The 14,932-nt window shown below is 52.0% G+C and carries 13 protein-coding genes and 1 pseudogene; 1 reads left to right on the forward strand and 13 read right to left on the reverse strand.

Annotated features, from left to right (window positions below; all coding sequences use genetic code 11):
• The first annotated feature begins 1 nt into the window (after position 1).
• On the forward strand, positions 2-790 hold the full coding sequence (locus EL645_RS08900) for a BON domain-containing protein (RefSeq protein ID WP_126549690.1): 789 nt from the start codon (positions 2-4) through the stop codon (positions 788-790).
• 651 nt (positions 791-1,441) lie between these two features.
• On the opposite strand, the pseudogene ftsZ reads toward EL645_RS08900, so the two are convergent.
• The 13 genes and pseudogenes from ftsZ to mraZ form a co-directional block, all read right to left on the reverse strand.
• Positions 1,442-2,401 (reverse strand): annotated as a pseudogene (gene ftsZ / locus EL645_RS45320) (cell division protein FtsZ); the annotation flags it as partial.
• Positions 2,402-2,542: 141 nt separating this feature from the next.
• Positions 2,543-3,781: a cell division protein FtsA gene (gene ftsA / locus EL645_RS08910; RefSeq protein ID WP_126549692.1), complete on the reverse strand. Its 1,239-nt coding sequence runs from the start codon at positions 3,779-3,781 to the stop codon at positions 2,543-2,545.
• Positions 3,782-3,865: 84 nt separating this feature from the next.
• Positions 3,866-5,380, reverse strand: a complete 1,515-nt coding sequence (locus EL645_RS08915) for an FtsQ-type POTRA domain-containing protein (RefSeq protein ID WP_126549693.1) — start codon at positions 5,378-5,380, stop codon at positions 3,866-3,868.
• Between the two features lie 20 nt (positions 5,381-5,400).
• Positions 5,401-6,042 carry an FAD-binding protein gene (locus EL645_RS08920; RefSeq protein ID WP_161977240.1) on the reverse strand — a complete coding sequence of 214 codons (642 nt, stop codon included), beginning with the start codon at positions 6,040-6,042 and terminating at the stop codon, positions 5,401-5,403.
• A gap of 22 nt (positions 6,043-6,064) precedes the next feature.
• Entirely contained in the window at positions 6,065-6,874 is an 810-nt protein-coding gene (locus EL645_RS08925; RefSeq protein WP_126549695.1) for a glutamate ligase domain-containing protein, read from the reverse strand.
• A complete protein-coding gene (locus EL645_RS08930) occupies positions 6,871-7,530 on the reverse strand; it encodes a Mur ligase domain-containing protein (RefSeq protein ID WP_126549696.1) in 660 nt (219 codons plus the stop codon). Before EL645_RS08930 ends, EL645_RS08925 begins: the two co-directional genes overlap by 4 nt.
• Positions 7,530-8,705, reverse strand: a complete 1,176-nt coding sequence (gene murG / locus EL645_RS08935; RefSeq protein WP_126549697.1) for an undecaprenyldiphospho-muramoylpentapeptide beta-N-acetylglucosaminyltransferase — start codon at positions 8,703-8,705, stop codon at positions 7,530-7,532. Before murG ends, EL645_RS08930 begins: the two co-directional genes overlap by 1 nt.
• Before the next feature lie 23 nt (positions 8,706-8,728).
• Positions 8,729-10,426 carry a putative lipid II flippase FtsW gene (gene ftsW / locus EL645_RS08940; RefSeq protein ID WP_161977241.1) on the reverse strand — a complete coding sequence of 566 codons (1,698 nt, stop codon included), beginning with the start codon at positions 10,424-10,426 and terminating at the stop codon, positions 8,729-8,731.
• 105 nt (positions 10,427-10,531) lie between these two features.
• The gene (locus EL645_RS08945; protein WP_126549699.1) at positions 10,532-10,873 is read right to left on the reverse strand and encodes a hypothetical protein; all 342 of its coding nucleotides are present in this window, start codon (positions 10,871-10,873) and stop codon (positions 10,532-10,534) included.
• Between the two features lie 121 nt (positions 10,874-10,994).
• Positions 10,995-12,746, reverse strand: coding sequence for a peptidoglycan D,D-transpeptidase FtsI family protein (locus EL645_RS08950; RefSeq protein ID WP_126549700.1), 1,752 nt, complete (start codon positions 12,744-12,746; stop codon positions 10,995-10,997).
• Positions 12,747-12,842: 96 nt separating this feature from the next.
• Positions 12,843-13,238 (reverse strand): septum formation initiator family protein, encoded by a 396-nt coding sequence (locus EL645_RS08955; protein WP_126549701.1) that lies wholly within the window; start codon positions 13,236-13,238, stop codon positions 12,843-12,845.
• A 66-nt stretch (positions 13,239-13,304) separates the two neighbouring features.
• Entirely contained in the window at positions 13,305-14,300 is a 996-nt protein-coding gene (gene rsmH / locus EL645_RS08960; protein WP_126549702.1) for a 16S rRNA (cytosine(1402)-N(4))-methyltransferase RsmH, read from the reverse strand.
• A gap of 50 nt (positions 14,301-14,350) precedes the next feature.
• Positions 14,351-14,758 carry a division/cell wall cluster transcriptional repressor MraZ gene (mraZ, locus tag EL645_RS08965; RefSeq protein WP_161977242.1) on the reverse strand — a complete coding sequence of 136 codons (408 nt, stop codon included), beginning with the start codon at positions 14,756-14,758 and terminating at the stop codon, positions 14,351-14,353.
• Positions 14,759-14,932: the final 174 nt, after the last annotated feature.

Raw genomic sequence — 14,932 nt, forward strand, 5'->3', positions numbered from 1 at the left:
TATGGAATCATCTCTTCAAAGTTCAAATCTCGCAGTGGACGATCGAGAATCGTCCCTTGAGTCATATCAGGAAGTAGAAGAGGCCGAACACCATATCCATATGCCAGGTCCCAGTCTATGGCCCGTGTTGCTAAGCGTCGCCATTCTGGTTGCCGTGGCCGGTATTTTGTTTATCCCTGATGCCCCCTGGCTGACAATCGCTGCGGTCCCATTTATTATCTGGGGCATAATGGGCTGGGTTCTAGAAGATCCCATGGCTGCACCTTATGAAGAGGGTGCTGAACCCAGAGAAATTATCTCATTGCCAGCGCATGAAGTACTGGATCAGGCCCGCGCAGCCGCAGAGCGGGTTGTGACATTGGGCAGTACGGCCTTCAGCATTCACCCAATTAAAGTTGAGATCGAGAATGAGACACCTGAAGGTGTGGTGCTCGCACTCTATGGTAAGATCGAGCTGGAAGTTCAGCGCGAGCGCCTGGAGGATGAGGTTAGCCGCGTCCCGGGTGTAGCAGGCGTACGCAACTTCATTGTGGCTGAAGATACCATCCTCAATCAGGCCTATTCACGTATCGAGAACTTGCGGTCACAGGGCAAGCTGGATGGCGCGACCAACATTTCTGTTCTGGTGGAAAACTATATTTTACACCTCTATGGAGATGTACCAAAGACAAGCATGAAGTATGCCTTAGAGCGTGAAGTCGTCGGTATCCCCGGCGTCCGTGTGGTGGTCAACCATATAGGTTTGAATAAGGATATTCCTGGCAACCTGGGTAAGACTAGAAACGCTTAATCAGCATTTCCTTCATAAGCACAAAAAATTAGCGGCTCGCCAGGCGAGCCGCTAATTTTTTGTGCTTATGAAGCATTAACGCTTTCTTAGGAAGGCGGGGATATCGATGACGTCGCCGGAGGGCGTGTTACGGTTGCCGCGTGAGAGTTCTGAGGCCGCACCGCGATCCAGGCGCCTTACATGCCGTCTCTGCTGTCCATCAGGACGTGGGCGTAAGGCCTGATCCTCCAATTCAGGAGTTGGCAGGTTACCCATGTCTGGTGTCGGCAGCATCATCTCATCTTCGTCATCATCCAGATTGGTACCGTCGACAAGGGGGATCGATGGTGGCGGCGGTGTGTAGCCACTACCAGGCATACGCGATCGTCCAGGGTCAGCAGCTCCATAAGGTGGCAGTGAAGGATTCGACGACGAAGCGGACTTCGGCGGCTGGTTTCTCTGTACCGATGGAATTGGTCCAGTTGGATGATTAGCCACTTGTTGTTGCAGCGATGGTGTAACCGGCGGTGTATAGCCCTGAGATGACCCGGAGCGGGCCGGTGTCGGTCCACTGTTATTCCCACCCGATTGAGATGGATTAGAGACCGTATACAGCCGGCTACGGTCATATTCCGGCCGTGGCGCGGTATATGAGTGCACATTAGTCGCTGAACGTGCCGCTGGCAACTGATCAAATCCAGTGGCGATGACGGTAATCTTCACCTTACCATCATAGTTGGGATCCTGCACTGCGCCAAAGATGATATTGGCTTCAGGATGGGCCGCCTGGCTGATAATATCAGCGGCCTCATTAACCTCAAACAGGGTCATGTCCAGGCCGCCAGTGATGTTAAAGAGCACGCCACGCGCACCGCTGATATCAATATCCAGCAAAGGACTGGAGATCGCTATCTGGGCGGCGTCGACCGCGCGACTCTCACCATTGGCTTCACCAATCGCCATCAAGGCTGAACCGGCCGCCGACATAATCGTCTTGACGTCAGCAAAGTCTAGATTGATCAAACCAGGCACGGTAATCAGATCACTGATACCTTGAATACCCTGGCGCAGGACGTCGTCCGCCAGGCGAAAGGCTTCAGCGAGCGGGGTACGCTTATCCGCAACCTGCAATAGGCGATCATTAGGTACTGTAATCAGCGTATCCACATGCTGCTTTAAATTATTAATACCTTCCTCGGCCGAGAGTAAACGCTTCTTACCCTCAAAAGTGAAAGGGCGTGTAACAACGCCAACGGTGAGCGCACCCACCTCACGCGCGATCTGCGCCACCACCGGGCTGGCTCCCGTTCCAGTACCACCACCCATACCGGCCGTAATAAAGACCATATCAGACCCCTTCAGGGCCTCATAGATGTCCTCGGCATTCTCTTCAGCAGCCTTCATGCCGACGCTAGGGTTGCCTCCTGCTCCAAGGCCACGGGTTAGCTTATCACCGATACGGATGCGGTGCGGTGCCTCTGTCAGCAGTAAGGCCTGGGCATCAGTATTAATGGCAATAAATTCGATACCCGTCATATTGGCCTGAATCATGCGGTTCACCGCATTACTGCCACCTCCCCCAACACCGATCACACGGATTTGGGCGAAGCCTTCAAGTTGATGATTTCCCATTGGTAACATTTTCTTCGTGGCCCCCTTTCGAGTTTCTCATTTATAGTGAATACCTCTGATGTGTACAACGAACGACACATAGTTTGTTGCAGTTGCTCGCCTCCATTCATCTGATTATTCGCCTATAAATGAGCACTTCGCTTAAGGAATAAATGCACGCAACCAGCGCCCAAACCGAGACACAAGATTACTTTCATCGTCTACATCAATTGGTTCTTCTTCTTCCATGAGGAGTGAGGTATTACTCAAGCCCCACAGAAGCAAACCAACGGCCGTTGAATAGGCGGGCCTGTTGATAGAGTCCGCCAGACCATGCAGGCCTAGAGGTGAGCCGATGCGAGCCGGAAGATCAAGGATCTGGCCAGCCAGCTCTAAAATACCTGGTAGTTCGGCGGTTCCTCCAGTAATCACAATACCCCCAGGCAATAATCCATCGTAACCAGACTTTTTGATCTCTTCATGCACCATGCAGAATATTTCATCCACACGAGCCTGGATGATTTCGGCCAGTAGTTTCCTTGGCACAAGATCATCACAATCAGGCATAAATTGTGACAGATCGATCATATCGTCTTCATCTATAGTTGACGGATCACAATGCCCATAAGTAATTTTGAGTTCCTCAGCAACTCCGACTGGCAGACGCAATCCGATGGCAATATCGCTGGTAATCAGATTGCCACCAACTGGCAATACAATCGTGTGCCAGATAGCTCCATCAGTATAGACCGCGACATCCGTGGTACCACCACCAATGTCTACCAGGACTACCCCCAGGTCGGTCTCTCCTTCTTCCAGGACGGCGTCTCCTGAAGCCAGGGGCTCCAGAACGAGGTCCTCAATCTCGACGTGCGCTTTATGCACGCATTTAATCAAGTTATGCATAGAGGATACAGAACCCGTGATGATATGGGCCTCCACTTCAAGGCGAAAACCAGACATACCAATCGGATTTTTGATACCCTCTTGTCCATCGACGACATAGCCCCGCGGAATAACATGAATCAATTCACGATTCGCGGGAATGGCGATTGCCCGAGCCACTTCGAAAGCACGGCTAATGTCGTTTTGTTCAATATCCCGATTCTTGGGTGAAATAGCGACAAAACCCTTACTGTTCTCCGATGAAATATGGCTACCGGCAATACCAACATACGCAGAGGTAATTTTTTTACCTGACAAGCGTTCAGCACGATCAAGCGCCGCTGCAATTGAAGTGACGGTCTCTTCAATGTTCACCACCACCCCACGGCGCAACCCCTGTGAAGGGCAGGTGCCAACGCCAACAATATTCAGCTTCCCGTCACGATCTAGTTCGCCGACCAGGACACAGATTTTTGTTGTTCCGACGTCGATACCGACAATCACCCGCTCTTGCACGATCTACGCTCCTATTGGGCGGTACACTTTTGAGACGCACTACGAATACAGTAATTGAGACCTGTCATGTGATTATTCACATTCTTACTGTTGTAAAGTAAACACTGGTCGCAGGCCATAACGTAAATCTATGGTGGCGATATTCATTTGCTGTTGGCGTGCGAGTTTTACAATCTCACTTAGTTCTTTAAGCCGATTTTCCAGCGAGTTGGCATCTTGAGAACTTCCCAGATATGCTTTCCACCCATCCGGACTTTCTATAATATATGATCCCCTACTATCCACCATTCCACCAGATTGACTGGTGGTACTAGCATACATTGTACCATCGTAATACAGTTTGAAAGTATCTATACCCGCCACCTTAGGAACTTGCTGCCAAACATTACTTGCAAATTCAATATCTATGTTCTTTAAATACGTTCCAGGACGCAATGACGGCTCTGTCTTTGCACTCCGCCTGGTTGTATCAACAACAGTTCCCAACTGCTCCGAGTCAGGTGTCTGACTGGCAGGGGCAATGACCATGCCCTGCTTGTCTACACTAAAGGTGCCTTGCGGACTTTGCCATAAGACAGCCGCCTTACGCTCCACTATGGTAACGGTCAGTTGATCTGGGAATTGCTTACTCATCTCAACTGAGGCCACCAGTGGTGAAGCCTGGATGCGAGCTTGAATATTTCCAGTATCGATTAAAAAGATGTTTTGCCCCTGAATATCCATATGCTGAATGCTCTGGATTAACTTCGCGTTGCGCGTACCGACAATATTGACGCGATGCAACCGGAAGGTATCGCTAGTCAGAATAAAGTTAATCAAGGCAATAATACAGGCAATGATTACAAATACAGCGGCGATTTTCCAGACCATGCTGCGTCGACCATGCCGACGACCGCTACGCCTGGGAATTGACGACTTATAGGGCAGAGGACGCCGCACTGCATGAATGCGTCCGCTAGTTGCCCTTACTCCCGTCTGAACCAGGGTGCGTGGCACCAGTTTGACCGGCTTCTGTACTCGTGAGCGTACACGCCGCCGCTGTGTTTGACGCTGGTCAAAGGTATGCCATGCCACTGAAGGATCTGCATCTGGAACTGTAACTACCCTTTTCAACGAGCGAGAAGAGACCAGCATACCTGAATCGGGCTCTCTCTTTAAGGCATCTCTGGGTGTATAGACCTTCTCAAGCTTGTTATAGCTTGAAGTTGCCCGTTGTTGCGGTAGCTTTTTCCTTTCTGTCATGTCATAGTACCTTCCACTCCCGCGCAGTTCGACTTCCAGCTCTAAATCTATCCCAAAGCGGTCATAAACACGCTGATGGGCCTCTTTGATCAAGGCGGCAACGTCTGCTGCACGTGCTCCACCTACATTGACAATAAAATTGGCATGACGCTCCGAAATTTGTGCTCCCCCATGAACCGTTCCCTTCAATCCTACGGCTTCAATCAGCCGTCCCGAAAAATCACCTTGCGGATTTTTGAAGACAGAGCCCGCACTCTGTTGCGGTGGTTGGGTGCGCTTGCGATACTGTTTATGCTCATCAATGGCTTCGCGCAACTTCTGGGGATCTTCTCGATGCAGGCGGATACCCAGCTGCATGACTATCTCCCCCGGTTCGATCAATTTGTGGGGGCGGCAATTGGATTTCCTTCACCATCAAATTGAACGCGCCTTTGAGCGCGAAAGCGGCTGTGCCGATAACTGAGCTCTAATTCGTCGTGTGAGTAACGTACAACCGTGGGAGCCACCGCACGCTCTTCGCACTGGCGTGCATCGACAATGTCGACCCACTCCAGCACATGTCCAAGGTCGTGACCATGCACACCAGCATTGCTAACGACGCCGCCACCTAAAGTGCCTGGTATGCCAGGACCAAACTCTAAACCACCCCATCCCTTGGGAGCGAGCTCATTGATGATACGCGGCCAGCTGATACCAGCTCCGACGGTTAAGAAGGCAGTTTCTGCATCGCGCTCTTCCAGGGTATAGGCGTTGATGGCGACCCGCGCTACCACACCGCGTACCCCGGCATCAGCATATAAGACATTGGTACCATTGCCAGTGATAAGCAATGGCCAGCGTCGCTCCGCACATAATGTGACCAGGCCCACAAGATCTTCAGGTTTATCCACTGAGACCCATACATCAGCGGGCCCACCAACGCCAAAGGTGCAGTGGCGCGCTAATGGCTCATTGCGGCGTACCAGGTTACCGAAGTGAGCATAGAGTTCGTTATAAGCAATCTCAGCATCAAATATCATGTTGTTTCCTCTAGGCCTGTTGCTATGCATTGTTCTTTAACAAGGTTTCTGTAACGACGTATATATCGCCCGCGCCCATAATCACTACCATATCGCCGGAACGCAGGGTATGATTGAGCAGTTCTGTGGTATCAGCCACGCTTCCACCATGTAGAACATGGGCTCGGCCCTGGGCGAAAACCGGCTGCTGGGCGATTCCATCCACAAGCTCACGTGCATGGATTAAGCCAGTGTCACGTTCGCGAGCCGGGAAGATGTCAGCGATAATCACCACATCGGCGGCATCAAACGCGTGCAAGAACTGGTCAAAAAAGGTTTTGGTCCGGCTGTACATGTGTGGCTGATAGACCGCAACGATGCGCTGACCCGGATAGCGGCGGCGTGTGGCCTCCAACGTAGCGGCGATAGCGGTCGGATGATGAGCATAGTCATCTACCAACGTGACATCCAGTACGCGATCCGCGATCTTCAGCGGTCCCTGCAGGCGAATGTCAAAGCGCCGCCTGGTGCCAGTGAAGCCCGCCAGGGTGCTGGCAATGCTCTCGATGCTCACACCTAACAGGTGCGCCGCTGTCAGGGCCGCCAGGGCGTTCTCAATGTTATAGGCTCCTGGCAACTGCAGCCGCAGCACCTGCTCCTCATTGATCAGCGCATCCTTACGAGAGCGTACGCGGAAACTGGTCTCACCATCTAACTTGATATCATAGGCTTCAAAGGTAGCGGGACCTTGCTCTGGCGCGGCATGCTGCCCAACCGAGTAGGTTATAATCTGGCCCGGCCAATCCTGCAGGCGCGCCCGCAGATCCCAGCAGCCTGGACTATCCGCGTTCATAATGACTGTCGGGGGTACCGGCCAATCCCCTGCATATCCATACCTCTGATAAAGTGCTCAAAGGCTGCCAGGAAGGCCTCATAGTCGGCAAAGAACTCTGGATGCTCAAACTCAATGGATGTCACAATGACCAGCCGAGGATGATAGTGCCAGAAGTTATGGTTGAACTCGTCGGCCTCGTTGACAAAGTACGAGCTCTTCCCCAGCCGATAATTGGCACCAAAGCGTGGCACCACTGCGCCAATCTCACAGGTTGGGTCCAGGCCAGCATCAACCAGCATCAGCGAGAGCATCGCGGTGGTTGTGCCCTTGCCATGGACACCACTGATGGAAAGGACGCATTTGTCGAGCATTAGATCTCCCAGAATTTCCTGCCAGGTGACGATGGGCAAGCCACGCTCACGGGCTGCCAGCAATTCGGGATTCTGAGGGTCCAGCGCAGGGACAGCCGGACTGATGACAAGGGTGTCGACATCGTTGAGATGCTCGGCACTATGTCCAATCTGGATGGCAATCCCTGCCTTACGTAAAGCGTGCACGGTGGCGGACTCACGTTGATCGCAACCGGTAACGCTATCTCCCGCTGCCTGCGCCATCTGCGCAACCGCGGAGATACCCTGGCCTCCAATACCCATAAAATGCAAGCGTGACTTCATCAGGCGTTTATCCCCTTGTGTTCTGGCGCCTTCGCACCAGTAGTAGTACCTTGTGCCATCTGTACAACAGCCTCAGCGATATCACTGGTAGCGCTCGGCCTGGCAAAGCCCTTGAGGGCCTGGGCCATATCCAGCAAGCTAGCAGAGTTTGTAATATGTTGTACACGACTTATCAATAGTTCAGGTTTCAATGCATCATTGCGGATAACCTCAGCAGCCTGAGCCTGGCTGAAGGTTTCAGCGTTCACTTCCTGTGGAGAGCTACCGATGGCTGGTGGCAATGGCACCAGGATGCTCGGCTTCTCCAACACGGCCAGCTCGCTCAATGTGGCCGCTCCGGCGCGGCAGATGACCAGTTCGGCCGCCTGCAATGCCAGCGGCATCTCATCTGATAGATAAGGCACCAGGCGATAGCGCTGCCGTAATTCACTATCCAACCCATCTATCGTGCTCTCAGCCAGGCTCTGCGTCTCAGCAAATAGCTTCTGACCGCTGATCTGTAATACCTGGTGCGTCTTTAAGAGCTCTGGCAAGGCTCGCGCCACCACCTGGTTGAGGTGACGTGCCCCCTGACTACCACCGGTGACTAGAATCAATGGCAGTTCAGGAGCCAATCCTAACTGGCTACGAGCCTGTTGCGGACTGACCTGACGTATATCCAGTATCTCTTGCCGGATCGGATTTCCCAGCAACAGGGTTTTGTCAGCCGGAAAATACTTTTGCGAGTCGGCAAAGGCGATCGAAATCCGATTGGCCAGTGGCCCAATCAGCTTATTCGATAGGTTGGGCGGCACATCCTGCTGATGCAACAAGAGCGGTACCCCGTTAACCCGCGAAGCCAATCCAGCCGGGACAGCTACATAGCCGCCACTGGTAAAGGTGGCGTCCGGGTGAAAGTTACGTACGATACCTAACGCCTGCACCATACCCACCGGTACCCGTGCAATGCCCTTGATAGTTTTGACAGAGACATAGCGCTGGAGCTTGCCCGCTTTGATCGTGGCCATCCGAAAACCGGCGGCCGGCACAAGCTGCGTCTCCAGGCCATCATCACTGCCTAGATAAAGAATGTCCGCGTTATATGTATTGCGCAGGTGGGTCGCAACAGCCAGGGCCGGATAGATATGCCCCCAGTTCCGCCACCCGAGATTAAAATTCGCATAACTACGTTCCATATGAAGTACAGGCCTCGCAGCCTCTACTTCGCTACTTTCCTTTTTAGCCTTTTTGTAATGGTCTGCCGGGAGAGTGCAGGATCTTCCGGAGCTTGAATATAGCGAGAAATATTCAACAGAACCCCGATTCCTGCTAATGAGATGACGAGCGAGGTGCCTCCAAAGCTAATAAATGGCAATGGGACACCCGTATAAGGTATGGTTCCAGTTGTCGCACCTATATTGATCATGGCCTGCACCACGATCCAGGTGGTAATGCCTGTTGCCAGCAAAGCTCCATAGACATCCTGGGTCCGACGCGCCAGGCGAAAACCACGGAATGCCAGCACCATAAACAAGGCAATCACAACCATACAGCCAATATATCCCATCTCCTCACCTACAATAGCAAAAATAGAGTCAATATAGGGCAATGGCAAATAGCCAGTCTTCTGACGACTTGCCCCCAGACCAACCCCCAACCAGCCGCCCGAGCCCAGGGCTAATAGCGATTGATAGAGTTGCAAATTAATGTCAGTCGTATATTTAAACGGATTAAGGAAACCAATCAAACGGTAATAGCGATATCCGCTAAAAGCCTGGGACAAAAAGATTAAGAATCCACATCCCATGGCCAGCAAAAATTGTAAAATGTTCGCTCCTGCCGTAAAAAACATTACTGTGGTCAGGGCCGCGATAACGCAGGCCGTGCCCATATCTTTTTGCAATAGTACCAGTCCCAGCACCAGGCCCACTAACAAAACAAAGGGCGTTAAACCATAGAGAAAGGTACCTACCTGTTTTCCTTTGCGGGCTAACCAGTCAGCAATATACAGAGCCAACACCAGTTTAATCAACTCGCTGGGCTGGAATGAGAAAAATGACCCAAAGACCAACCAGCGCGAGGCCCCATAGGCACTGGAACCAACAAATAGTACCGCCGCCAACAATGGGAGCCCGATAGCCAGTCCTAACAAGGAGAAGCGTCGCCAGATGCGATAATCGATTCTCATCGTTACCAGCATAGCCACAACTCCTAACACCGCGCCTAACAATTGTTTTTGAAAATAGTACGATGCATCTCCAAAGTAACGCGCCGCCGCAAATGAACTGGCGCTATAGACCATTATCAGGCCGATACATAACAGGGCCAGCACCGCCACCAGCAAGATCGGATCAGGCTTGCCCGGCACACGCGGCAAGAACATCTCTAGCGCCGCCAGTTTCTCCTGTTCCTCTTCACTGATGACCTGCAGGGGCTTACTCGGTCGCACAGGTGGTTTGCGCAGAAGGTCAGCTGTATGACGCGGCAACACCGTACGTCCCGAAGGTCCTCGTCCACCTGGCGACAACTCTACCGGCCCCTGTGGAGACACCTCAGGAGTATCGGGCGCGGTTGGCGTCTGGGCTTCCACGATATTTAATGGCCTGTTCCTCATGCGCGGCAGACTTTTCGGTATTGCCCTGCTATCCGCCAGCGTATCTTCTGCCGCATAACTCATTTTGACGCGCCGACCTACCACGGCCTGGGTCGCCTTGCGCTTCACCTGCTTGGCTCCATGGGTTGGAGGTGGCAATGGTGCACGCCTGGTTCCTCTGGCCGCAGAGGGTCGCTGGCTCTTTTGTTCTATCGATTCAAGAGCGGGAGAGCGGAAGGTAGGCGGAGCAAGCTCTTTGCGCCGCATACCCCTGATTGGATTCTCACCGGCATTCTTTCCTCGATTGAGTTTATCTTGTGGCATGAAGCTTCTTTCACTGAATTCGCGCTTAAAGCTAAAAGCTGACACGTCATGGCCTTGACATAGAACATCTTTTCTAATACAATTATGTCTAGCAAGGTTCATAAGTTAGTGCTGCTTAGACGATGAACCCTCGTCATCTTGCTGAGCGGATTGCTCTTGCATAACCTCGAGCATCTGCTCGACTTCTTGATCGCTGATCTGTAAGCGCGTTTTATGCAGATCAACGACTTCAACACCCTTAGCTTGTATTAACGTACTCCAGGGATCACTTTCGAGCGTGGGGATGACCTCTGGGTCCTTACCCGGTTGCTCTCTATCACCTGGACCTTGTCCTGGCACGCTGGGCGCTCGCCGTCCTAGCAGTTCTTGCCAGGTAGCGCTCAGTTCGGTTTGCTGTCCCTGCGGGACATTCGAGCTCTGCTGTGGACGTTTCTTTTTTTCTTTCATCTCACTCACACCTTGTCAACACACTACATCCCCTGTTCACAGCCACTTCCACTCCTCGTGCACTACAAAGTTTTGCGCTATCCGATCAGCCGCGTTTCCCCGCCGATGCTTGCGACGCTTTTTAGCCAGCCGCATCAGGAGGAATACCATAGTGCCACATCAGTTGTTGCGCGATCTCTCTCCATACAGGGCCAGCCGCGCCTCCTCCATAGATAGTCGCTGTTGGGTGATCGATCTTCACCAGGATCACAAATTGGGGGTTCGAGACCGGTAGAAAACCTGCCATTGAGGCATCGGTATTCGTGTCTACTAAACCCTGTATAGTTGCCGTTCCAGTCTTTATGGCGGCGCGATAGCCTGGAACACCCTCTTTATTGTAATTAGCCGCACTCTCTAACATTAAACCCAGCGTCTTTGCCGCCTCCGCACTGATAACCTGTCGCTCTTCGTGCGGCTGGATGGTAGTTGTATGGTCTTTATCTCGCAGCGACGAGACGAGATAGGGCTGCATCAACGTGCCGCCGTTGGCAATGGCTTGATAGGCCGACGCCATTTGTAAGGGCGTCACCTGAATACTTTGGCCAAAGGATTGGCGTGCCAGGTCGCTGGGCGACCAATCCTTTGAGTCCGGTGTACGATAGGTGCCAGCTGACTCTGGATCTAAAACATCGGTGCGCTGACCGAAACCAAAGCGCTGCAGGTAAGGATAAAAGCCTTTGCTACCCAGCTTTTGGGTTACCACCCAGGCTGCGCCTACATTGGCTGAATGTTCCAAAACTTGTGTCATGGACTCGGTACCGTACCCAAGGTTATGCCAGTTCTCAACCGGAGGGGTTCCATCATTAAAGGTCAGCGTCCCGGTGTCCTGGATGGTATCGGTCGGTTTGATCAGGTGCTGGTCCAGGGCGGCGGCCATAGTGATCGCCTTCATGGTTGAACCAGGCTCATAGGCGCAATAGAGCGCGGGATTGCTATAGACCTCTAGCTGACCACGACAGCCCGTATCTGAGGCATATTTACTATAATTATTAGGATCAAAGGTGGGGGCTCCAGTCATAGCGACGATCGCGCCGGTACGGGCATTCAGCACGACGGCGGTCCCACTCTCCGCTCCCATCTGTTTGACGCGAGCCTCTAGCTCGTTCTGCAACTGATATTGGATGGTGCTATCAATGGTCAGGGTAATATCATCCCCATTAACTGCGTCCTGCTCAGCACTGGGGCCAACGGTTAATGGATTGCCATTGAGATCGGTTTCGGCCGTAAAACTGCCGGCCTTGCCAGAAAGTTGTGTATTATATTTTTTCTCAACGCCATAAATACCCTGCGGAGAACCACCACTGGCATCTTCCTGCACATAACCCAGCACCTGAGCCGCCAGGTCGCCACCAGGATAAGTGCGCCAGGTACGAGGCTCTAGAAAGGTATAGGGCAGATGCAGATCTTTCAATTTCTGACTCTGATCAGGTGTGATTGAGATGGCCACCCGTACCGTTGGAACAGAAGAATCAAAGGCGCTTTTCAGTTTCTCTAACGGTATATTGGTCAGTACACCGCTGAGCTTCTGAATCACGGCATCCCGTTCAGCCTGATAGGTATCGGGATAATCAGTGACCAGTTGCGATGGCTCGATATAGACGTCGTCGCGCACCACATTGGTGGCCAGCAGCTGGCCCGTCGCATCATAGATACGGCCGCGTGGCGCGTTCAACGTTTGATTCTGAATATGCTCGGCATCGGCTGCCCGAGCCAGCTGTGGACCATGGATAACTTGCCAGTCGTAGAGTCGTCCAGAAAGAATCACCATGCCCACACAAACCAGCAGAAAGATGACCATCTGGCGGTTACGTGCACGGCGTAATTCTGTACTCATCTACACAGTCTCCTCATTCAGACAATGTTTAACCTGTCACTTCATATGGCATTTTATTCATAACTTGCTGTTCAAAACAGTCGATCGAATGGCACACTAGTTATCGGGTCCTGGATCGTGGATAGGCTGTAAATTAGGAATTTTGATTACATTGACCTGGGCTGGATTAACAGGAACCAGGCCAGCTTTTTTCGCTTGCTCACTAATATAGGCCGGTGAACGCTCAATGGCGATGGTCTGGGCCAGGTCCTGGTTTTCGCGCTGCAAGCTTACTTGCTTGCTACGTGCCTGCTGCAATTGTTGATTGGCAACGGCAGCCTGTCCTACCTGAGCCAGATAGAGCACAGCCATCAGGGCGATCAGCAACACACTGGTGATCGATAAAGCCACCGGCCCCATATGAAAGAAAAAGGGGCGCAATGGACGCCGTCTGCGGGCGGTAAACACCGGTCTGGGCGCTGCCGAGTTATTGAGCTTCTTCAAGCCATACATACATTACATTCCCTCGAGATATTGAACCATTATCAGCAAATGCATTCATAGCAAACACACTACGAATTAATTATTCGCTATTTCAGCGGCTCGCAATTTGGCGCTACGAGCACGAGGGTTGTTGGCGATCTCCTGTTCACCTGGTGTGACAGGCTTGTTTGTCAAGTTACGTAAACGTGCTTTATGACCACAAACACATACAGGAAGGCGAGGTGGGCAGAGGCAATCTTTGGCCTCACGCCGGATAAATTCCTTGACAATTCTATCTTCTAGAGAATGAAATGCGATGATCACCATCCTCCCTTTTTCCCCTTCCCGACCACCTCCATCGCTCTTTTTTTCTCCTTCAAGAACATCCACAATTTGAGGTAACACTGTTTCCAGGCGCTCTAATTCGCGGTTAACAGCGATGCGCAAAGCCTGAAAAGCGCGCGTTGCCGGATGAATAGAGCCAGGTTTGTGTGGAACGCCGGCGGCTATCAGCGCCGCTAGCTGAGCTGTACGAGTGATGGGCGCTTTCTCCCGCTCGCGCACAATCCGGCGCGCGATTTGACGGGAACGGGACTCTTCGCCATAACGCCAGAAGATATCCGCCAGTTCTTGTTCACTCGCGCCGTTGACCAGGTCTTCAGCAGTCAGCGGCAACGCCTGATCGAGGCGCATATCCAATGGACCATCAGCACTAAAGGCAAATCCACGCTCGGGATTGTCCATCTGGTCCGATGAAAACCCCAGATCTAACAGGACACCCTGCACCCCGTGTCCACTTCCAAAACCAGTCTGTTCTACAATTTCCGCCAGGTCAGAGAAATTGCCGTGGGCCAGCACCAGGCGGCCATTGGCAACAAACTCAGCCAATCGTTCGCCCACACGTGCCAATGCCTGGCTATCGGTATCGATGCCCAGGACCTTCCCATCTGGAGCGCTACGCTCCAGAATCGCTGCAGTATGGCCTCCACCGCCTAACGTACCATCGATGTAGAGCCCTCCAGGTATTGGCTGGAGATACTCTAACACCTCATCCAACATCACTGACACGTGTTGTGTATGTTCCATAGTCATCAAAAGATAAATTCTAGATAGTCAAACCTGATATGTATTTTTTACATCATTTAGAAAGGAATATTACTTCCTTCGGCATCGAGTCGCTCTTGATACGCTTGCCAGGTGGCGCGATCCCAGATTTCAAAGTGGTCCCGCACACCGGCAATAGTTACTTCACTACTTAAATTGGCATAAGTTCGCAATTTTGCCGGGATCACCATACGTCCCTGGGCATCCAAATCAATTTCACTGGCACTTGGATAGATACGCCGTTCAAAATCGCGCAATTCGTCACTCGACATACCTGCAACCAGCTCGTTTGAGCGCTCCTCCCAGCGTTCCGTCATATAAACGGAAAGGCAGGTCCCCATACCCTTGCTGATGACCGCACCCTTATCCATCTGCGCACGAAACCTGGCGGGAATCGCCATGCGTCCTTTTGCATCGATTGTATGCTCGTATTCACCAAGAAACATAGATCGCATCCATACTTTCTCAAACGGCAGTTGCAGAAATATCCTTTGTGAAATCTTTCAGAAAATTTGCGCTATTCGGATATACTTCCCCATCTCCACCACCAGCAATACAATCTCACCAAAATTCCCCACTTTGCCCCACTTCATTGTAACACTTCTTAGGCATCTGGGAAA

Origin of the sequence: Dictyobacter kobayashii, from assembly GCF_003967555.1 — a bacterium.
GTDB classification, from domain to species: Bacteria; Chloroflexota; Ktedonobacteria; order Ktedonobacterales; family Ktedonobacteraceae; genus Dictyobacter; species Dictyobacter kobayashii.